The organism is Dietzia kunjamensis (assembly GCF_045689975.1).
Taxonomy (GTDB): domain Bacteria; phylum Actinomycetota; class Actinomycetes; order Mycobacteriales; family Mycobacteriaceae; genus Dietzia; species Dietzia kunjamensis.
This window is the reverse complement of sequence record NZ_CP143297.1, coordinates 3,082,508-3,101,480: the sequence shown is the minus strand read 5'-3', so window position 1 is coordinate 3,101,480 and position 18,973 is coordinate 3,082,508. Positions and strand designations below refer to the sequence as shown.

Genomic DNA, 18,973 nt, shown 5'->3' with positions numbered 1-18,973 from the left:
CGTAGTCCGGAATGTGGGTGGCGGTGCCGGACCGACTACCCCTGCAGGGCTCGCAACCGTCGCCCCGCCTCGTCGAGCACCTCGGGCCGTTTGCAGAACGCGAACCGCACCAGGTGGGACCACTCCGCCGAGAAGGCGTCGGTGAACGGGGCGAACGGCACCGCCGCCACGCCGATCCGCGTCGGTAACTCCAGGCACCAGGCCGCCGCGTCGGTCACCCCGAGTGGGCGCGGGTCCGCGGTGAGGAAGTACGTGCCCTGTGCGACGACGAGGTCGAACCCGACTCCCGAGAGCGTGTCCACCAGCTGGTCCCGCCGAGCCTGCATGTCCTGCCGCAGCGTCGCGATCCATCTCTGCTCGTGACGCAGGGCGTGCGCGACGCCCAGTTGCAGGGGCGAGGCGACGGTGAAGCTCATGTACTGCCGCGCGGTGCGGGCCCCCGCCACGAGGTCCGCCGGCCCGGTGAGCCATCCGATCTTCCACCCGGTGCAGTTGAGCAGCTTGCCGGCGCTGGTGATGCGCAGGCTCCGCTCGGCCATCCCGGGCAGCGTCGCGATCGACACGTGCTCCACCCCGTCGTAGGTGAGGTGGGCGTACACCTCGTCGGAGATGGCGATCGCGTCGAATTCGTGGCACAGCGCGGCGATCTGTTCGAGGTCCTCGCGCGGCAGGACGGCCCCGGTGGGATTGTGGGGCGAGTTCACCAGCACGGCCCGCGTCCGCGGGGAGAACGCGTCCCGCAACGAGTCCACGTCGAGTCGGATTTCGCCGCCCGTGCGGACCATCCTCGCGGCGCGACGGGTGGCGCCGGCCATCGCCACCGTGGCGGCGTAGGAGTCGTAATACGGTTCGATCACGACCACCTCGTCGTCGTACTCCACCAGGCCCACCACCGCGGCGGCGATCGCCTCGGTCGCGCCGACCGTCACCAGCACCTCGGTGTCCGGGTCGTGCACCAGTCCGGTGTGGGCGGTCTCGTGGTCGGCGGCGGCCCGGCGCAGTTCCGGGGTGCCGATGCCCGGCGGGTACTGGTTGTGGCCCTCCCGCATGGCGCGTGCGGCCGCCTCGATCATCGACTCCGGTCCGTCCGTGTCGGGGAAGCCCTGGCCCAGGTTGATGGCGTCGAACCGCGTGGCCAGCTGCGAGACCTCGGAGAAGATCGTCGTGGCGTGGGGTCGGAGTCTGCGGACCGTCATACGGGCAGCCTAGGTGTTCGGCACACGGTGTTCGGCACACGCAGGACGGGTGGCGCCGACCGATACCATGGGCGGCATGACCGAGCCCCTCGCCGCCACGTCCGCCTCGACCGGTGGAGCCGCCGCCGTCGGGCCGTGCACCCAGCGCCGCGCGGTGCTGGCCGCCCTGCCCGGGATCATCCTGCTGCCGGGCATCGCCTCGGCCTGTGGGATGACCGAGCCCGCGCAGCCCCCGTCGACGGTGCAGCAGACCACCACGGTCCCCGCGACCACCATCCCCGCCGCCGAGATCCCGCCGGGCACGGCCAAGCAGTTCAGGGCCGGCGAGGCCACGGTGATCGTCGCGCAGCCCGTCGAGGGCGAGTTCGTCGCCTACTCGGCGCGCTGCACCCACCAGGGCGGGGTGGTCCAGGTGATCGAGGGCATGACGCTGCGGTGCCCGCTCCACGGTGCCGAGTACGACGCCACCGACGGCCGCAACACCCTGCCCCCGGCCCCGCGCCCGCTCGACGCGATCCCGGTGACGGAGTCCGGCGGGCAGCTCACCCTCGGCTGACGCCCGCCGCCGCCCCACCTGCGCGTCCTCGTCGGCTTGCGCGTCCGGTCTGTACGGAAATCACCCGGGTGTGCGTCCTGTCTGGTCCATAGGCGGCGCGCACCTGGGAAAGGGGTGCGCGCTCGGCCCACCTCGGCCCGTCAGGCGACCCGCGTCCGACCGCCGGCTTGCGCGTCCTCTTCGGCTTGCGCGTCCGGTCTGTACGGAAAGCACCTGGGTGTGCTTCCTGTCTGGTCCATAGGCGGCGCACACCTGGGAAAGGGGTGCGCGCTCGGCCCACCGCCACCGCCCGAGCCCACCGCCACCGCCCGAGCCCGCCGGCGCCCGGGCCGCCGCACCCGCCAGCCCCAACGCCCCTCGGCTTGCGGCGCGGCCACGTTCAGGGGTAGAACGGGAACACGTTCTCAGGGCGGGGTGAAACTCCCCACCGGCGGTGATGTCACCGGCTCCATGGCCGGAGGCGAGCCCGCGAGCGCCCCGCACGCGCGGTGCGGCCACACGGCCACGCCACGCACACGGGGGTCAGCAGACCCGGTGTGATCCCGGGGCCGACGGTCATAGTCCGGATGGAAGAGAACCGCGCGTCACCCGACGCGGTCCCGGTCGACGATGACCGTGGCCGGGCGGGCGTCGTGTCACAAGCCCTGGGCCGTCTGTGCAGAGCCCGTGAAAGGGGCACACGATGAGCCTTCTCGTGGAATTTCTCGACGCGCAGTTGATGATCGGTGGCGTTCCGATCCTGTGGCGCGAGATCGTCGGCAACGTCTTCGGCCTGGCCGCCGCCATCGGTGGGATGCGCCGGGTGGTGTGGGCGTGGCCGGTCGGCATCGTCGGCAATCTCACCCTGCTGACCGTCTTCCTCGGCGGCGTCTTCCACACCCCGCAGGACGTGGACCTCTACGGTCAGGCCGGCAGGCAGGTCATGTTCCTGGCGGTGGGTGTCTATGGCTGGTGGCAGTGGTCGAGCACGCGACGCAGCAACGAGGCCGCGGCGGCCGCGCACGGTGGGCCCGTCGCGGACGCGCCGGCCGTCGGGCCGCACTGGGCGACCGGCCGGCAGCGGGCGGGTCTCGTGATCGGCATGGTGACCGGCACCCTCGTGTTCGGCTGGATCTTCGCCCAGCTCGGCTCGTGGGGGCCGTGGGCCGACGCGTGGATCTTCACCGGGTCGATCCTGGCGACCTACGGCATGGCCCGCGGGTGGACGGAGTTCTGGCTGCTGTGGATCGGCGTCGACATCGTGGGTGTGCCGCTGCTGCTCAAGGCCGGTTACTACCCGTCGGCGGCGCTGTACCTGGTGTACGGCGCGTTCGTGATCTGGGGTTTCCTGGTGTGGTGGCGCGTGGATCTGGCCGAACGCGCGGACGCCGCCGGTCCCGCCGGGCAGCGGCGGGAGCAGCTGCCGGTCGGCTGATCCGGGGCCCCGGGGATTCACCAGCGAGTGGTCGATTCCGTTCGCATATCCCCAGGTCGCCCACGGCGAGTCGGTGCATTTGTGACCACTCGGCGGTCAGACCGGGTCGGACACGCGCCGCGGCCGCACAGCCGCCACCACGACGAGCGACAGGGCGGCGAGCGTGAAGCCCAGCCCGCGGAAGTCGATCCACGCGAACACCAGGCCGGACAGGAGACCGCCGGCCGCGCCGGACAGCGCCACTGCCACGTCGGCCTGCCCTTGGACGCTGGCACGCACGGTGGTCGGGACGGACGTCGTGAGGACGGTCGTGCCGGCGACCAGTCCCAGGCTCCAGCCCAGTCCCAGCAGGATCAGTGCCAGCGCGACGAGCGCCGTCGACTGCGGTGGGGCCAGGGCGGCGAGCCCGCCGGAGGCCAACAGCACGAGGCCCGCGGACATCGCCACGGCGCGGGTGCCGAACTTGTCCACGAGCAGTCCGGACAGGGGCGCGGGCAGGAACATCGCGGCGACGTGCAGCGAGATCACGACGCCCACCACGGTCACGGTGTGGTCGTGGGCGCGCATGTGCACGGGGGTCATGGTCATGAGCCCGACCATGACGAACTGGGTCAGCGCCATCACCACGACACCGGTGATGACGTCGGCTGTCCAGATGCGGGTCGGTGCGGGCGCCACGGCGGGCTGTTCCGCGCCGTCGGCTGCTGCGGCGGCGGGGGAGGGGGACGACGACGGCGGTGATGACGACAGTGACGACGACGACGAGGTGAGCGCCGCCTCCGCTGCCGCGATCTCCATCCTGCGCGCCTCGAGCAGGGGGTCGGGCCGCAGCAGCAGGGAGATGACGAGTGCCGCGCCACCGTAGGCCGCGGCGGCGAGCAGGAACGGTCCCGCGAGCGGGGCCAGTCCCACCGCCTCGGCGACGCCGCCGGTGGGCCCCACGAGGTTGGGCCCGGCGACGGCACCGGCGGTGGTGCCCAGCAGGACGTAGGACAGGGACCGGGCGCGGGTGGCGTCGGTGGCGAGGTCGGCGCCGGCGTAGCGGGCCTGCAGGTTGGTGGCCGTGCCGGCGCCGTAGATGACGAACGAGGCGAACAGCAGCGGCAGCGATTCGAGGGCGGTGGCCGCGACGATGCCGACCGCGCCGAGTGCGCCGACCGCGAATCCGGCGGCCAGGCCCGGGCGGCGGCCGCGGGCCTGGGAGAGCTTGCCGACCGCGATCGCGGCGAGGGCGGAGCCACCGGTGAACAGTGCCGACGGCAGCCCGGACAGGCCGGGGCCACCGAGCAGGTCCTCGGCGAGCAGCGCGCCCACGGTGATGCCCGCGGCGAGTCCGGCCCCTGCGAGCAGCTGGGCGAGGACGAGGACGGTGAGGATCCGCCGCTGCGCCGTCGCCCGGCCCGCCTCCGGTGCGGTGTGCGTGGCGTCGCCGGCGCGGGTCACGCCCCGCCCCAGGTGCGGGCGTGCAGGAGCACGTCGACGGCGGTGGCCTTGCCGGCAGGCCGCAGGTCGTGCCGCAGCGAGACCACCTCGAGTCCCTCGGCGCCGCGGGCGAGGTCGGCGATGTCGGGGAGCACGGTGGGATCCTGCGGGCCGCCGACGCCGCGGCGGAGGTTCTCGGCGGCGTGGCCGAGGTAGACCAGGTGGCCGCCGGGGCGGAGCCAGGTGCCGGCGCTGCGCAGAACGGCGGTCAGTGCGGGGAGGTCGAGGTGGAGGAATCCGACGACGACGAGGTCGACGGCCTCGGACGGGGCCCAGGTGGTGGCGTCGCCGACGACCCAGTCGACGCTGCCGCTGCGTCCGTCGTCGGAGTCCTTGGCGCGGGCCTGCTCGATGGCGACCTCGGAGAAGTCGACCGCCTGCACCTGCCAGCCGTGCGCGGCGAGCCACCGCGCGTGCCGGCCGTCACCGCAGGCCAGGTCGACGGCGGTGCCCACGCCCAGCCCGGTGTCCTCGGCGGCCGTCACCTCGGCGACGATCCGGGCGGCGGGGGTCGTGCCCCACACGTCGGGCTGCGCGAGGTAACGGGCGTTCCATTCGGAGGCGTCCACGGGCGGTGGTCCTTTCGGTGCGGAGGGCCGGTTCGCCGGCGACTGGTTCGGTGGTTCGGTGGTTCGGTCAGACAGGGCGGTCAGGGGCGGCGGAGCCACCGGAGGTGTTCGGTGTCTCCCTGCAGTTCCAGTCTCCTCCACAGCACGCTGCCCGGGACGGCCTGGCTGGGGTGACATTCCACCGCGGCCAGCTGCGCGGCACGGTCGACGGTCAGGGCCAGGTCGATCTCGTCGGCCGGGCGCCCGAGGAACCCGGCGTACCCCTCGCCCGCCAGTGTGGCGCAGAGGTCGTCGGGGAGGAGCCACGCCAGCACCCCCAGGTCGTGGCGCTCGCCCGCGCGGACGGCCGCCGCGGTGGCGGCCACGTGGTCGGGGTGGCCGCTGATGCCGGTGGAGTCGAAGGCGACCAGCCCGTCAGGCCTCACCGCCTCGATCTCCTGCTCGACCGCGTCGTCGATCGCGTCCGCACCGATCGCCGTCAGTCCACCGTCGGGGAGGTCCAGGAGGGTGACCCCCTGCGCGCCGAGCGCGTCGGCGGCGGCGCGTAGCTCGCGCTCACGGATCACGGACAGCTCGCCCTCCACACCGTGGAGGGTCGAGGCCTCGCCCCGGGTCAGGCAGAGGACGTGCACACGCGCGTCTGCGACCGCGAGGGTCGAGAGGATCGCGCCGAGGCCGAAGGACTCGTCGTCAGGGTGGGCGACCACGGCCAGAACCGTGTCCCAGTCCGGTAACCCGGTCGTCGTGCGCATCGCGGCGGACCTCCCTGTGTCGGTGAGAATAGCTGTGTCGGTGGCAATCGCTGTGTCGGTGGGAATCGTTGGACCGGCCCCGGGACCGGCGGATACCCGGTACCGTATCTTCGCATGAATAGGTCTCGCGAACGGCAGGATGCGTCACTCTTCGCCCGCGCGTGGGTGGTGGCCAGCCCGGTGCTGGAGCGGATCGGCCTGGCCGAGTCGCGGCGGCGTCTGGTCGACGGCCTGTCGGGCACGGTGGTGGAGGTCGGCGCCGGCAGCGGGGTGACTTTCGAGCACTACCCGCCGGAGGTCACCCGGGTGGTGGCGGTCGAACCGGACCCGCACCTGCGCGCGTACGCCCGCCGGCACGCACAGCGGGCGGCGGTGGACGTCGAGGTGGTAAACACGGTGGCGGAGGCGCTCCCGCTCGCCGACGGTGAGGCTGACGCCGTGGTGTTCGGGCTCGTCCTGTGCACCGTCCCCGACGTCCCGGCCGCCCTGGCCGAGGCCCGGCGGGTGCTCGCCCCGCACGGCGAGCTGCGTCTGCTCGAACACGTCCGGGCCGACGGTCGGCTGGGTCGCGTCGCCGACCGGATCGAGCCCGTGTGGAGCCGACTCGGAGGCGGGTGTCACCCGAACCGCGACACCGCCCGGCACGTCGCGGAGGCGGGCTTCGACGTCTCCGGCCTGCAGGCCCGTCCGTTCCCGCCGGTGGTGCCGTTGACGCCGATGCTCAGCGGGTCCGCGCGGCGTCGGTAGCGCGGTCCCTTCCCCCGGTGGGCGGCATCCCGGTCATCGCGTTGTCCCTCGTGGTGGCCGTACTCCTCGCCCTCGTGGCGATCCTCCTCGCCCGCGAGGTGGGCGGGGGCGAAACGTCCGCCGACGGGTCCGCCGCGGGGACGTCGGAGGTGTCCGACGATCGGCAGACCAGCCCGGAACAGGCTCCCGGTCCGGAGTCCATGGAGGGCATCGCGCGCTTCGAGGAGGGCGACCCGATGGCCATGGGGCCCGTCGACGCGCCGGTCGTGATGACCATGTACACCGACTTCCGCTGCCCGTTCTGCGCCAAGTTCTCCCGCGAGGTGGAGCCCGCCCTGGTCGAGGAATACGTCGGCAGCGGCGAGCTGCGGATCGAATGGCGGGACCTGCCGATCTTCGGCGAGCAGTCGATGGCCGCCGCGCGAGCCGGCCGCGCCGCCGCCGACCAGGGCCGGTTCTGGGAGTTCACCGAGGTCGTCTTCGCCGACTCCCCCGACCGCGGTCACCCGGACCTGAACGAGGAGAAGTTGGTCGGGTACGCCCTCGAGGCCGGCGTCGCCGACATCGAGCGCTTCCGCGAGGACATGACCAGCGACCGGTACGACGAGGCGATCCGGGCCGACTACGAGGCGGCCACCGCACTCGGTGCCACCTCGACCCCGACGTTCCTCATCAACGGCACGGGCATCATCGGCGCCCGCTCCACGGAGACGTTCCGCAACGTCATCGACAGCTCACTCGACGGGTGACGTGGGCCCGATGACCGAACAGATCGGACTGATCGGCGGATTCCTCGGCGGCGTCCTGAGCATCCTCAGCCCGTGCTCGGGCCTGCTGCTGCCCGCCTTCTTCGCCTACGCTTTCGGAACCCGCCGGGTCCTCCTCGCCCGGACCGGGCTGTTCCTGCTCGGCCTCGCCATCGTCCTGGTCCCGCTCGGCGCGGGGGTCGGGGCCATCGGTTCGCTGTTCACCGTCCACCGCGGGATCGTGACGTTGATCGGTGGCCTCGTCGTCGTCGCCCTGGGCGTCTACACCGCCCTCGGGGGCGGATTCCGGCTCCCCGGACTCTCGGACGCCTCGTCCCGCGTCACCGGCAGCGGCCCCGTGGCCGTCCTCGCGCTGGGCGCCCTCTACGGCTTCGCGGGATTCTGCTCGGGCCCGCTGCTCGGCGGCGTGCTCACCCTGGCGATGGCCGGGGGTTCGCCCGCCTACGGGGCAGCGGTCATGGGCGCCTACGCGGTCGGCATGGTCGTCCCGCTCGCGGTGCTCGCCCTGGCGTGGGACCGGCTGGGGGTGTCGCGCCGGCGATGGATCCGCGGTCGCGACGTCACCCTGGGGTCCGTCCGCACGCACACCACCTCACTCATCGCCGGGGTGCTGTTCATCGCGGTGGGACTGCTGTACGTCCTCACCGACGGCACCGCGGCCCTCGGCTCGGTGATGGGAGTGGAGGCCCAGTTCGACCTGCAGCTCGCCATCGAGCGCCGGGTCGCGGGGATCGACGACCTGTGGTTCGCCGTCGCCGCGCTGGCCGTGGCCGCCGTCGGCCTCGCGGTGTGGGTGCTACGCGACCGCCGCCGCGCGCGGGCGCGGCAGGAGCCGGACGCCCGCAGCCCCGAGGATCAGGAGCCCGCCCGCGGCTGAACCCTCACCCCGCAGCCCTCACCTCGCACATCGGGGGCCTGTCGCCGGTCTCGATGCGCGTGGTGGTGGGCGAGTAGGCCCCCGCCGGCGACCGGGTGAACGTGGTGAGCCGCTGATCCGGTCGCACCGTCGTGGTGACGCGGCCCGCGCGGACGAGACGGTCGAGTGCGGTGAGCTGGATCTGCGCGGCCATCCGGGCCAGCGAGTCGTCGGGGGAGTTGCGGTGACGCCGGGTGCCCAGGTCCACCTGCGCCATCGCGTCGAGTCCCACCAGTTCCCACACGTCCACCAGGAGCGCGAGCTCCACGCCGTAGCCCCGGGCGAACGGTATCTGCTCGAGGACCTCCCGGGTGGCCGCGTACTCCCCGGCGAGTGGCTGGACGAACCCCGCCAGCTCCGGCCACCAGGCGTCGATGAGCGGTCGGGCCACGAGTTCGGTCACCCGCCCGCCCCCCGAGGGCAGCACCGTGGCGCCGTCCGCGAGCGGCCGGTCGTAGCACCCCTTGACGAAACCCAGCGACGGATCCAGGACCAGCGGGGCCAGCAACCCCACGGCGAAGGTCGGGTCGAAGTCGCGCAGGTCGGCGTCGATGAACGCCACCACGTCCCCGGTCGTCACCGCGAGGGACTTCCACAGCGCCTCGCCCTTGCCCGGGACCGACCCCCACTCCGGCAGGATCTCGGACTGCGCGTGGACCTCGGCGCCGGCGGCGCGGGCGACCCGCGCCGTGTCGTCGGTGGAGTCGGAGTCGATCACCACGATCTCGTCGAGCAGCGGCACCGTCTCCACCAGGTGCTCGCGCAGTGCGGTGACGATGGCGCCGACCGTGGCCTCCTCGTCGCGGGCGGGCAGGACCACCGACAGGCGTCGGCCGGCCTTCGCCGCGGCCACCCGGGCGGCGTCGAAGTCCCGGGCGGTCAGGCTCCGGCGTCGGAACCAGCCCTCGGTGTCCGGCAGCATCGTCGGGCGTCTCGCTCTCGCTGTGACGACCCACCGGCCGGGCGGGTCGCGGAGGGGTTCTCCGTCTCGCCATTGTGGGTCACCCGACGGCGGGCCCGCGCGCGACCCCCGGCCTCGGCCCGCGCGTGGAGTCGCCGTGGAGTCAGGACCCGTTCCCCGCGCTGTGCCACGATGAACCCATGGACTTCTCCTCCTCGCCCCGCGCCGCTGAGCTCACCGCAGCCGTCCGCGAGTTCATCGACACCCACATCGCCCCGGTGGAGCCGGAGATCCACGCCGACATCGCCCGGCGTCGGCTGGCAGGGGAGGATCCGTGGGCGGTCGATCCGCGCGTCCCGGAGCTCCAGGCCCGCGCCCGCGAGCAGGGACTGTGGAACCTCTTCCTCCCGGCCGGACACGAGGGGCCCTACGCCGAGCGCTACGGCACCCACGGTGGCACCGGCCTGAGCAACACCGACTATGCGCCGGTCGCCGAGGAGATGGGCCGCTCGTTCCTCGCCCCGCTGGTGTTCAACTGCAACGCCCCGGACACCGGGAACATGGAGGTCCTGCTCAAGTACGGATCACAGGAGCAGAAGGACCGGTGGTTGGACCCGCTACTCGACGGGAAGATCCGCAGCGCCTTCCTCATGACCGAGCCGGACGTGGCCTCCTCGGACGCCTCGAACATGGCCGCCACCGCCCGCATCGACGGTGACGAGGTCGTCCTCGACGGCCGGAAGTGGTGGTCCACGGGCGTCGGTCACCCGGACTGCAAGGTGGGCATCTTCATGGGCGTGTCCGATCCGGACGCGCACCGCTACCTGCGCCACTCGATGGTCCTGGTGCCGATGGACGCCCCCGGGGTCCGCGTCGAGCGCATGCTCACCGCCCAGGGGGTCTACGACGAACCGCTCGGCCACGGCGAGGTGACGCTGGAGGGCGTGCGGCTCCCGGTGTCCAGCATCATCGCCGGACCGGGCAAGGCCGCGGAGATCGCGCAGGGCCGACTGGGCCCGGGCCGCGTCCACCACTGCATGCGGCTGATCGGCCTGTCGGAGATGGCGCTGGACCTGGCCTGCCGCCGGGCCTCGGGTCGCGTCGCCTTCGGCAAGCCCATCGTCAACCTCGGCGGCAACCGTGAGCGTCTCGCCGAGGCGCGCATCGCGATCGACCAGGCGCGCCTGCTGGTCCAGCACGCAGCCTGGAAGCTCGACACCGAGGGACAGGCCGCAGTGGAGGTCAGTGCCATCAAGGCCGCCGTCCCGAAGATGGCGCAGCAGGTCATCGACATGGCCCTGCAGCTCCACGGTGGCGGCGGCATGAGCGACGACTTCCCCCTGGCCGGGGCGTACGCCACCGCGCGGTCGCTGCGACTGGCCGACGGCCCCGACGAGGTCCACCTCGGCGTCGTCGCCCGGGCCCTGCTCGCGCCCTACCGCGACGCCGCCACCACCGGTGGCACCGAGAAGACCGGGACGACCCGGTGACCGCCCGAGACAGCGCGCCCGACCGCGACGCCGCCCTGCGCCGCCGCGTCCCCGGCACCGACGCGGTGCGCGGTGAGGACGCGTTCGACGTCGAGGCCGTGGCCGCGTGGTTGCGGTCGATCACGCCCGACGACCCGACCGTGCTGGCGGGGGTGGATCTGGGCGACGACGACGAGCCGGTCATCCCCGAGGTCCGGCAGTACACCGGTGGCGCGTCCAACCTCACCTACCTGCTGCGCTACCCGGGCGCGGACCTGGTCCTCCGCCGCCCGCCGGCCGGGACGAAGGCCCGCGGTGCCCACGATATGAAGCGCGAACACCGCGTCCAGTCGGCGCTACGGCCGGTGTACCCGCTGGTGCCGCGCATGGTGGGGTTCTGCGGCGACCACTCGGTGATCGGCTCGGACTTCTACGTGATGGAGCGGATGGAGGGCACCATCCTGCGCAAGGAGCTGCCCCGCGAACTGCTCATGGACCGGGTCACCACCCGGCATCTCGCCGAGGCGGCCGTCGACGCGCTCGCCGACCTCCACTCGGTGGACGTCGGGGCCGCGGGCCTGGGCGACCTCGACCGCGGCGAGGGATACGTGCGCCGCCAGGTCGAGGGCTGGTCCGCCCGCTACCGTCGCGCCCGCACCCCCGACGTGCCCGACTTCGCCCCGGTGATGAAGTGGCTGCACGCCAACCAGCCCGACGACGTGGGCCACTGCCTGGTGCACAACGACTTCCGCTTCGACAACCTCGTGCTGGATCCCCGGGACGTCACCCACGTCATCGGCGTCCTGGACTGGGAGATGGCCACCGTCGGCGACCCGCTCATGGACCTCGGCGGGGCACTCGCCTACTGGGTGCAGGACGACGACGGCCCGCTGTTCAAGGCGTTCCGCCGCCAGCCCACCCACGCGCCCGGGATGCTCACCCGCAAGCAGGTCGTCGAGCGGTACGCCCGCCGGGCCGGACTGGACATCACCGCGGAGCAGTGGCGCTTCTACGAGGTGTTCGGACTGTTCCGCCTGGCCGTGATCGCCCAGCAGATCAACCACCGCTACTTCCACGGGCAGACCACCAACCCGGCGTTCCGCGCCTTCCGCCCCGGAGTGGCGTTCCTCGAGCAGCGGTGCCTGCGCATCATCCGCACGGGCGACGGTCGTCTCACTCCGACCCGGGTCTCCCCGCGGGACGTGGTCCCGGAACTGCTCGGCGTCCCGCGGGTCGTGCTCCCGTTGCTCGCCGGGGGCGTCCACGACGTCCGGGGCAAGGTGACGGGTCTGCTCGGAGGCCTGCCGGTGATCGGCGATCTCCCCGTGATCGGCGGGCGACCCACCGGCACGTCGGGTGGTGGGCGCTGATGGGGTCCATCCACCTCGTCCGCCACGGGCAGGCCTCGTTCGGCAGCGGCGACTACGACCGGTTGTCGGAGACCGGTCACCTGCAGGCGCGCCTGGCCGGCGAGGACATGGCCGGCCGCGGGCTGCGGCCCGACGTGATCATCCACGGCGGCCTGCGCCGACAGCGCGAGACGGTGGAGGGCCTGCTCGCCGGCCTGCGCGCCCACCACGACCGGGACGCCGCCGCCGAGGACGTCGCCGTGGAGGTCGACGAGCGCTGGGCCGAGTACGACGCCGACGCGGTGCTGGAGGCCGCCCGCGTGGCCGGCCTGACCACGGAGCACGGGACCCTCGACTCCGCCGGTGCCTCCGACGAGGCCAAACAGGCGTTCCAGCGTCAACTCGACGCCGCCCTCGGACACTGGGCGGGACTCGAGGCGTTCGCCGAGTACCGGCGTGACGCCGACGACGCCCTGGCGGACGCCGCCGCGAGGTCCGGGACGGGCCGGACGACCGTCGTCGTCTCCTCCGCCGGCACGATCTCCCTGGCGGTCGCCGGCCTCCTCGCCGACCCCGAAGGCGTCGTGGGGCTGTGGACCCGGTTGCAGCGCGTGACCGTGAACACCGGGACCGCCCGGGTCGTGGTTGGTAGGGGCGGGATGACGTGTATCGCGGTCAACGAACACCAGCACCTCGAGCGGGCGGCCGGACCCGACGACCCGCGCCGACTGGTCACCCTGAGGTGACGATGTCGGCCGACCGCACGTCGGATCGGCTCGAGGCCGCCTCGCGCCCGGGCGGGCGTCGTATCGTACGACCGTAGAGGCCGTTCCAGGCGGCCGCGAGAGCACGTCAGGAGAACGCCACGATGCCCACCTTCCAGCGCGGTCACACGACGATCGCCTACACGGATACCGGCGCCCCCGCGGGACGCCAGGACGCCCCGGTGGTGTTCTTCGCCCACGGATTGCTGTTCTCGGGCTGGATGTTCCAGCACCAGATCGCCCGTCTGCGCGACAAGTACCGGTGCGTGACGATCGACTTCCGCGGTCAGGGCAACTCCCCGCGGGCCATGGGTGGCTACGACATGGACACCCTGACCGTGGACGTGTCCGAACTCCTGCGGCACCTGCAGATCCCGGTGGTGAACTTCGTGGGCCTGTCCATGGGCGGGTTCGTGGGGATGCGCCTGGCTGCCCGCAACCCCGAGATCGTGCACACCCTGACGCTCATGGACACCGCCGCCACCGCGGAGGAGCCGGCCAACCGCAGCAAGTACAAGACGCTGTCCAAGGTGTACCGCGTGGCCGGCATGAAGCCCCTGCGTGCGCGGGTGGCGCCGATCATGCTGGCCGAGGGCAACCTCGACGCCCCCTGGGTGCAGGAGTGGATGACCCAGCTCGAGCGCACCGATCGCGTGGGGCTGGTCAAGGCCATCGACTCCGTCGCCGACCGTGACCCGTGTGAGGACGAGGCCATCCGCATCATCGCCCCGACGCTGGTCATGGTGGGGGCCGAGGACGCGGCCACGCCCCCGGACAAGGCCCGGCGGATCACCGAGCTGATCGCGGGCTCCCGCTATCGCGAGATCCCCGGTGCGGGGCACTCGCCCAGCATGGAACGTCCCGACGAGGTCACCACCATCCTCGAGGAGTTCCTCTCCGAATACGACGTGTGAAGACAAGGGAACCGATGAAAGCTGAGCGGTCGGCTGCAGAGAAGCCAGGGTCGACGGGGCGGTCGGGGTCGGCCGACGGGTGGGTCGGCGTCGTCACGGGCAAGCTCTCCGCGTGGTTGATGCTCGTGGTCGTGCTCCTCGTGAGCGGCGCGGTGTTCGCCTTCGCCTCATCGGAGGGCTCGTCGCAGGGGCCACAGACGCTCCCGGACGACTCCGAGGCCGCCCTCGTCTCCGAGATCCAGCGCGAGTTCCCGGGTTCCGAGTCCGTCCCCGCGGTCCTCGTGGTGACCCGCGAGGACGGCGGCGAACTGGGGCCCGAGGGCATCGCTGCGGCCGTCGGTGCCGGCGAGCGCATGGCCGAGGTCGTCGGTGCTCCCGCAGAGGGACCCATCCCGTCCGAGGACGGCGCCGCCGCCCTCATGCTGGTGCCGGTCGACGCCCAGTTCCTCTCCGGGGGCGCGGCCAGCGACCTGGTGTCGGAGATGAGGGACGCCGTCGCCGACGGTCTCGACGAGGGCATCAGCGCCCAGCTCACCGGCGGCCCGGGGTTCGCCGCCGACACCGCCGCCGCGTTCGAGGGCGCCGACTTCCGACTCCTGGCGGCCACGGCCCTGGTCGTCGCGGTACTGCTCATCGTCACCTACCGCTCACCGGTGCTGTGGCTCGTCCCGCTGATCATCATCGGTGTCGCCGACCGCGTCGCGGCGCTGCTCGTCGCCAAGGTCGGCGAAGCACTCGACTTCACCGTCGACGGGTCCACCTCCGGCATCGTCTCCGTCCTCGTCTTCGGTGCCGGAACCAACTACGCCCTGCTCCTGGTGTCCCGCTACCGCGAGGAACTCCGCAAGACCTCGGATCGTCGAACCGCCCTCCGCGACGCGTACCGGGGCGCGGTCCCGGCCATCATCGCCAGCAACGTCACGGTCGTGCTCGCCCTGCTCACCCTGCTCCTGGCGGCCCTGCCCAACTACCGATCGCTCGGCGCCTCCGCGGCGGTGGGCCTGCTCGTCGCCCTGGTCTACGCGCTCGTCGCGCTGCCCGCCGCCCTGGCCGTGTGTGGCCGCGGCCTGTTCTGGCCGTTCATCCCGCGCCCGCACGAGGGACCTGCCGGCACGCGAACCGACGACGGCGCCCCCGTGACCCCGCGGGACTTCGACGAGGACGTCCCGCCGGGCGTCTGGGGCCGCGTCGCCGCGCGCGTGGTCAAGCGCCCCGTGACGGTCCTCGTCTCCTGCGTCCTGCTCCTCGCCGTTTTGTCGCTCGGCCTGCTCGGTACGCGTATCGGCCTGAGCCAGACCGAGCAGTTCCGTACCCCCTCCGAGGCGGCCGCCGGGCTCGAGACCGCCGCCGAGCACTTCCCGGCCGGCGTCACCGACCCGGTCACCGTGCTCACCCGCACCGGCACCGAGGGCGAGATCACCGAGGTGGTCCGGGATGTGGAGGGTGTCGTGTCCGCCCGCCCGGCCGGCGAGTCCGGGACGGGATGGAGCCGCGTCACCGTGGTCCTCGACGCCGCGCCCGCGACCGACCGGTCGGAGGACAGCGTGATCGCGCTCCGCGAGGCCGTCGACACGGTCCCCGGTGCCGAGGCGCTGGTGGGCGGGTCGGTGGCCGAGGCCGTCGACACGTCCCAGGGCAACCTGCGTGACCTCACCCTGATCGCGCCGCTCATCCTGCTCGTGGTGTTCGTCGTCCTGGTTCTGGTCCTGCGGTCGGTCGTCGCGCCCCTGCTGGTCATGGCGGCGACCGTGCTCTCGTCGCTCGCCGCTCTCGGGCTCGGCACGTTCGTCACCACCCAGATCCTGGGCTTCCCCGGCCTGGACGTGTCGGTGCCGCTGTACAGCTTCCTGTTCCTGGTGGCCCTGGGTGTCGACTACTCGATCTTCCTCACCATCCGGGCCCGGGAGGAGGCCGCGACCCACGCCACCCGTGAGGCGATGGTCCGTGCCGTCGCGTTGACGGGCGGCGTCATCACCTCCGCCGGCATCGTGCTCGCCTCCGTGTTCGTGGTCCTGGGCGTCCTGCCACTCATCGTGCTCACGCAGGTCGGCGTGATCGTCGCGCTCGGTGTCCTGCTCGACACCTTCGTCGTACGGACCCTCGTCGTACCGGCCCTGTTCACCCTCATGGGGGACAAGGTGTGGTGGCCGGGCGACCCCCGCAGCAGGACGCGCCGCGGTGCCGTGTCCGGCTCCGCGTCCGAGGACCCCGATCACCGCGCCCGAGACCACCGTTCCGGCCCCACCACCACCACCGAGGAGATCCACGCATGAGCACCACCGCACGCACCACCACCAACACCAGCGCCGACAGCGGGCCCGGACGGTCCCGGTCCCGCCGGCGAGGCCTGGTGACCGCCCTGGCCGTCGCCCCGCTCCTCGCGGCGGGCCTCGCCGCCGCCCCCGCGGCCGGGGCGCAGGACCTCACCGACGGCGGTCGCCTCGGCGGCGGCTCCTCGCAGCTCCTGCCCGACGGTGTCGCCGTGGGCTCCCTCGGTGGACCCGAGCTCACCCAGGTCGACTCCGTCGACCTCGAGCGGTATCAGGGAGAGTGGTTCCAGGTCGCCGCCATCCCGCAGCCGTACACGCTGCAGTGCACCAACGACACCAGGGCCGAGTACGCGGTGACCGCGCCCGGCACGGTCTCCGTGCGCAACTCGTGCGGCTCGGCCATCAGCTCGGACTCGGTGATCGAGGGCGAGGCGAAGGTCCGCGACACCGACACCAACGCCTCGCTCCGGGTCAACTTCCCGATGGTCCCGTTCCAGGACGAGAACGGACCCGTCAACTACCGGATCACCTACCTGGCCGACGACTACTCGCTGGCCATCGTGGGCGACCCCACGCGGTCCTCCGGGTTCGTGCTCAGTCGCGAGCCGGTCCTCGACGCCGAGCAGTGGTCCACCGTCCGCGATGTGATCGAGGACCGCGGTTGGTGGTCATGCGCCTTCCTCACCGTTCCTATGGCGGGCGGCCGCGGCGACGTGACCCCGCTCTGCCTCCTGCCGTGATGAGCACCCGATGAGCATCGATCTCACCTGCACGGTTCCGGCCACCCCCGACGAGGCGTGGCGTTACTTCGCCTCACCCGGCGCCTTCCGCCGGCTCTCGCCCCCGTTCATGCCGCTGCGACCGGTGAGTGAGGCCGATTCACTGCGGGACGGCGTGGCGGTCCTCGAACCGCGTACGGCGCTGCCGGGACCTCTCGGAGTCCGCTTCGGACCCCGCTGGCTCGCGCAGCACGACCCCGCCGGTTTCATCGAGGGTGAGCGGTTCGTCGACCGCTGCGTATCCCAGCCGTACGTCGCGACGACCGGATGGGTCCACACGCACACGGTGACGGCCGGTCCGGACGGCACCGCCCTGCTCGGCGACAGGGTCGACGCCCGGGTGCCCGGCCGGATGCTCTCGCCGGTGTTCGCTTACCGGTACCGCCAGATGGCCGCCGACCTCGACAGCCTCGCCCGGTACGACAACCGCGCTCTGACCGTCGCCGTCACCGGCGCGTCGGGCCTCGTGGGCACCGCCCTCACCGCGCTGCTCGGGGTCGCCGGACACCGGGTCATCCGCCTCGTCCGCGGCGACGCCCGTGGCCCGGGGGAGCGCCACTGGGACACCGGCGATCCCGCCGCTGACCTCCTCGAGGGCGTCGACGTCCTGGTCCATCTCGCCGGTGCCCCCATCGCTGGGCGCTTCACGGACCGGCATCTCGAACTCGTCCGCGACAGTCGCGTGGGCCCCACCCGTCGTCTCGCCGAACTCGTCGCCGCCCGCGGCGGGTCCACCACCCTCGTGTCCGCGTCGGCGATCGGCTACTACGGCGCCGACCGCGGCGACGAGCGGCTCGTCGAGGACTCCGCTCCCGGCTCCGGTCCGGTCGCCGACATCGTCGTCGACTGGGAGCGCGACTGCGAGCCCGCACGTCTCGCCGGGGCCCGGGTGGTGAACGTGCGCACGGGCATCGTGCTGTCCGGTTCCGGGGGGATGCTCCCGCCGCTGGCCGCCATCACGCGCTCCGGGCTCGGCGGCCGCCTCGGCTCGGGACGGCAGTGGATGTCGTGGATCTCGCTGGACGACCTCACCGACATCTACCTGCGGGCGATCGTTGACCCTGCGGTGACGGGCCCGGTCAACGCCATAGCCCCCGAACCGGTCACCAATTCCGAGTTCACCCGGGTTCTCGGTTCGGTCCTGCGGCGCCCGACGGTCGTCCCGGTGCCCGGATGGGCCCCGGCGCTCGTCCTGGGCGGGCGGGGTTCGGACGAGCTCGCCCTGGCGAGTCAGCGGATCTTGCCGACAGCGCTGACCGGCGTGGACCACCGTTTTCGTCATCCGTGGCTGGAGAGCGCGCTGGCCCACGAACTCGGTGCCGAGGAGCTCCCCGGGGGGCTGTAGGGGGACAGCGCGTTCAGCGCAGGAGGATGCAGCGTTCAGCGCAGGAGGATGCAGCGTTCAGCGCAGGAGGATGCAGCGTTCAGCGCAGGAGGATGCAGCGTTCAGCGCTGCAGGATCATCGGCACGAGCACGCGACGGGCCAGTGCCCGGATCTGCTCCTCCGTGTCGACCGCGGGCGGACCGTCCGTCATCACGACCAGTGAATGGAGGAACCGGCCGACCACGCTGGCGACCTCGCGGGAGAGCTGCTCGCACTCCTCGTCGTCCATCTGGCGGGTGTGGACGTCCGCGTTCCACGTGCTTCGGACGAACTGGGCGAGGATCTCGGTGATCGCGTCCAGGACCGTGTCGGACTGGCCCGCGAGCAACGCCATGGCCTCGACCTTGTCGACCTCGATGAGCCGACGTAGCAGTTCGTTCTGCCGGATGTCGAAGACGGTCCCGACCAGCAGGTCCTCGATGTGCCTCACCGGGTCCCACTGCAGGGACTCGAAGGGCGTGTAGCGCGCGTTGACGGTCATCATCAGGCGCTGCGCCTCGTGGGCGTAGATGGCGCGGAGGATGTCGTCCCGCGGCCCCAGACGCCGGTACAGGGTCACGCGGGTGACACCGGCCGCCCGCGCGATGTCCTCGGTGCTCGTGCCCTTGATGCCACGCTCGGCGAACACCGCGGACGCCGTCTCGATCAACCGGACATCCTCGGCGTCAGGCGCGCGGCCACCACCCAGGCCAGTGTTACGAGTCACACCCCCATGTTACGACGCCCGGCCGAGGTGGCTGCGC

Annotated in this window: 18 protein-coding genes and 1 riboswitch; of the genes, 12 read left to right on the top strand and 6 right to left on the bottom strand. The window is 72.6% G+C overall.

From position 1 onward, the window contains the following. Window positions 1-35: 35 nt before the first annotated feature. Window positions 36-1,196 (bottom strand): pyridoxal phosphate-dependent aminotransferase, encoded by a 1,161-nt coding sequence (locus tag VZF99_RS14510; RefSeq protein ID WP_407335168.1) that lies wholly within the window; start codon window positions 1,194-1,196, stop codon window positions 36-38. 76 nt (window positions 1,197-1,272) lie between these two features. Here VZF99_RS14510 and VZF99_RS14505 point away from each other — a divergent pair, with 76 nt between their 5' ends. Continuing rightward, window positions 1,273-1,752 (top strand): Rieske (2Fe-2S) protein, encoded by a 480-nt coding sequence (locus VZF99_RS14505; RefSeq protein WP_082924071.1) that lies wholly within the window; start codon window positions 1,273-1,275, stop codon window positions 1,750-1,752. 396 nt (window positions 1,753-2,148) lie between these two features. Continuing rightward, a riboswitch (FMN riboswitch) is annotated at window positions 2,149-2,334 on the top strand. Window positions 2,335-2,434: 100 nt separating this feature from the next. Further along, entirely contained in the window at window positions 2,435-3,166 is a 732-nt protein-coding gene (locus VZF99_RS14500) for a nicotinamide mononucleotide transporter family protein (protein ID WP_120285303.1), read from the top strand. 96 nt (window positions 3,167-3,262) lie between these two features. Here VZF99_RS14500 and VZF99_RS14495 read toward each other — a convergent pair whose 3' ends face one another. The 3 genes from VZF99_RS14495 to VZF99_RS14485 all read right to left on the bottom strand — a co-directional run bounded on the left by VZF99_RS14495 (window position 3,263) and on the right by VZF99_RS14485 (window position 5,969). Then, window positions 3,263-4,609 carry an MFS transporter gene (locus VZF99_RS14495; protein ID WP_407335167.1) on the bottom strand — a complete coding sequence of 449 codons (1,347 nt, stop codon included), beginning with the start codon at window positions 4,607-4,609 and terminating at the stop codon, window positions 3,263-3,265. Further along, window positions 4,606-5,217: a bifunctional 2-polyprenyl-6-hydroxyphenol methylase/3-demethylubiquinol 3-O-methyltransferase UbiG gene (locus tag VZF99_RS14490; protein ID WP_253002617.1), complete on the bottom strand. Its 612-nt coding sequence runs from the start codon at window positions 5,215-5,217 to the stop codon at window positions 4,606-4,608. The genes VZF99_RS14495 and VZF99_RS14490 overlap by 4 nt, the downstream gene beginning before the upstream one ends. An 80-nt stretch (window positions 5,218-5,297) precedes the next feature. Continuing rightward, window positions 5,298-5,969: a PIG-L deacetylase family protein gene (locus VZF99_RS14485; RefSeq protein WP_407335166.1), complete on the bottom strand. Its 672-nt coding sequence runs from the start codon at window positions 5,967-5,969 to the stop codon at window positions 5,298-5,300. A 114-nt stretch (window positions 5,970-6,083) separates the two neighbouring features. On the opposite strand from VZF99_RS14485, the gene VZF99_RS14480 reads away from it, so the two are divergent. From VZF99_RS14480 to VZF99_RS14470, 3 genes are read left to right on the top strand one after another with little or no spacing between them, the layout of a single operon-like run. Beyond that, a complete protein-coding gene (locus VZF99_RS14480; RefSeq protein WP_185951922.1) occupies window positions 6,084-6,716 on the top strand; it encodes a methyltransferase domain-containing protein in 633 nt (210 codons plus the stop codon). A 17-nt stretch (window positions 6,717-6,733) separates the two neighbouring features. Next, window positions 6,734-7,465: a DsbA family protein gene (locus VZF99_RS14475; RefSeq protein ID WP_407335165.1), complete on the top strand. Its 732-nt coding sequence runs from the start codon at window positions 6,734-6,736 to the stop codon at window positions 7,463-7,465. Between the two features lie 10 nt (window positions 7,466-7,475). After that, window positions 7,476-8,360: a cytochrome c biogenesis CcdA family protein gene (locus tag VZF99_RS14470; RefSeq protein WP_407335164.1), complete on the top strand. Its 885-nt coding sequence runs from the start codon at window positions 7,476-7,478 to the stop codon at window positions 8,358-8,360. Between the two features lie 4 nt (window positions 8,361-8,364). Here the strand turns inward: VZF99_RS14470 and VZF99_RS14465 are convergent, their stop codons facing one another. After that, complete coding sequence (locus VZF99_RS14465; RefSeq protein ID WP_407335163.1) at window positions 8,365-9,321, bottom strand: glucosyl-3-phosphoglycerate synthase; 957 nt, start codon at window positions 9,319-9,321, stop codon at window positions 8,365-8,367. Between the two features lie 179 nt (window positions 9,322-9,500). Here VZF99_RS14465 and VZF99_RS14460 point away from each other — a divergent pair, with 179 nt between their 5' ends. The 7 genes from VZF99_RS14460 (at window position 9,501) to VZF99_RS14430 (ending at window position 18,190) form a co-directional block, all read left to right on the top strand. Beyond that, window positions 9,501-10,790: an acyl-CoA dehydrogenase family protein gene (locus tag VZF99_RS14460; protein ID WP_253002608.1), complete on the top strand. Its 1,290-nt coding sequence runs from the start codon at window positions 9,501-9,503 to the stop codon at window positions 10,788-10,790. A 35-nt stretch (window positions 10,791-10,825) separates the two neighbouring features. Further along, window positions 10,826-12,139 (top strand): phosphotransferase family protein, encoded by a 1,314-nt coding sequence (locus tag VZF99_RS14455; protein WP_407336139.1) that lies wholly within the window; start codon window positions 10,826-10,828, stop codon window positions 12,137-12,139. Next, window positions 12,139-12,864 carry a histidine phosphatase family protein gene (locus tag VZF99_RS14450; protein ID WP_253002607.1) on the top strand — a complete coding sequence of 242 codons (726 nt, stop codon included), beginning with the start codon at window positions 12,139-12,141 and terminating at the stop codon, window positions 12,862-12,864. Before VZF99_RS14455 ends, VZF99_RS14450 begins: the two co-directional genes overlap by 1 nt. A 122-nt stretch (window positions 12,865-12,986) precedes the next feature. After that, window positions 12,987-13,796, top strand: a complete 810-nt coding sequence (locus VZF99_RS14445) for an alpha/beta fold hydrolase (RefSeq protein ID WP_253002606.1) — start codon at window positions 12,987-12,989, stop codon at window positions 13,794-13,796. A 119-nt stretch (window positions 13,797-13,915) separates the two neighbouring features. Continuing rightward, window positions 13,916-16,069, top strand: coding sequence for an MMPL family transporter (locus VZF99_RS14440; RefSeq protein WP_407336138.1), 2,154 nt, complete (start codon window positions 13,916-13,918; stop codon window positions 16,067-16,069). Next, window positions 16,066-16,806: a lipocalin family protein gene (locus VZF99_RS14435; RefSeq protein ID WP_407335162.1), complete on the top strand. Its 741-nt coding sequence runs from the start codon at window positions 16,066-16,068 to the stop codon at window positions 16,804-16,806. Before VZF99_RS14440 ends, VZF99_RS14435 begins: the two co-directional genes overlap by 4 nt. A gap of 10 nt (window positions 16,807-16,816) precedes the next feature. Next, window positions 16,817-18,190 carry a TIGR01777 family oxidoreductase gene (locus tag VZF99_RS14430; RefSeq protein ID WP_407335161.1) on the top strand — a complete coding sequence of 458 codons (1,374 nt, stop codon included), beginning with the start codon at window positions 16,817-16,819 and terminating at the stop codon, window positions 18,188-18,190. Window positions 18,191-18,291: 101 nt separating this feature from the next. Here the strand turns inward: VZF99_RS14430 and VZF99_RS14425 are convergent, their stop codons facing one another. After that, on the bottom strand, window positions 18,292-18,936 hold the full coding sequence (locus VZF99_RS14425; protein ID WP_120285286.1) for a TetR/AcrR family transcriptional regulator: 645 nt from the start codon (window positions 18,934-18,936) through the stop codon (window positions 18,292-18,294). Window positions 18,937-18,973 lie beyond the last annotated feature (37 nt).

Bases quoted from the DNA above. Each gene is read 5' to 3' on its own strand.
- VZF99_RS14510 (WP_407335168.1), bottom strand. From the start codon at position 1,196: ATGACGGTCCGCAGACTCCGACCCCACGCCACGACGATCTTCTCCGAG.
- VZF99_RS14505 (WP_082924071.1), top strand. From the start codon at position 1,273: ATGACCGAGCCCCTCGCCGCCACGTCCGCCTCGACCGGTGGAGCCGCC.
- VZF99_RS14500 (WP_120285303.1), top strand. From the start codon at position 2,435: ATGAGCCTTCTCGTGGAATTTCTCGACGCGCAGTTGATGATCGGTGGC.
- VZF99_RS14485 (WP_407335166.1), bottom strand. From the start codon at position 5,969: ATGCGCACGACGACCGGGTTACCGGACTGGGACACGGTTCTGGCCGTG.
- VZF99_RS14480 (WP_185951922.1), top strand. From the start codon at position 6,084: ATGAATAGGTCTCGCGAACGGCAGGATGCGTCACTCTTCGCCCGCGCG.
- VZF99_RS14470 (WP_407335164.1), top strand. From the start codon at position 7,476: ATGACCGAACAGATCGGACTGATCGGCGGATTCCTCGGCGGCGTCCTG.
- VZF99_RS14465 (WP_407335163.1), bottom strand. From the start codon at position 9,321: ATGCTGCCGGACACCGAGGGCTGGTTCCGACGCCGGAGCCTGACCGCC.
- VZF99_RS14460 (WP_253002608.1), top strand. From the start codon at position 9,501: ATGGACTTCTCCTCCTCGCCCCGCGCCGCTGAGCTCACCGCAGCCGTC.
- VZF99_RS14450 (WP_253002607.1), top strand. From the start codon at position 12,139: ATGGGGTCCATCCACCTCGTCCGCCACGGGCAGGCCTCGTTCGGCAGC.
- VZF99_RS14445 (WP_253002606.1), top strand. From the start codon at position 12,987: ATGCCCACCTTCCAGCGCGGTCACACGACGATCGCCTACACGGATACC.
- VZF99_RS14440 (WP_407336138.1), top strand. From the start codon at position 13,916: ATGCTCGTGGTCGTGCTCCTCGTGAGCGGCGCGGTGTTCGCCTTCGCC.
- VZF99_RS14435 (WP_407335162.1), top strand. From the start codon at position 16,066: ATGAGCACCACCGCACGCACCACCACCAACACCAGCGCCGACAGCGGG.
- VZF99_RS14430 (WP_407335161.1), top strand. From the start codon at position 16,817: ATGAGCATCGATCTCACCTGCACGGTTCCGGCCACCCCCGACGAGGCG.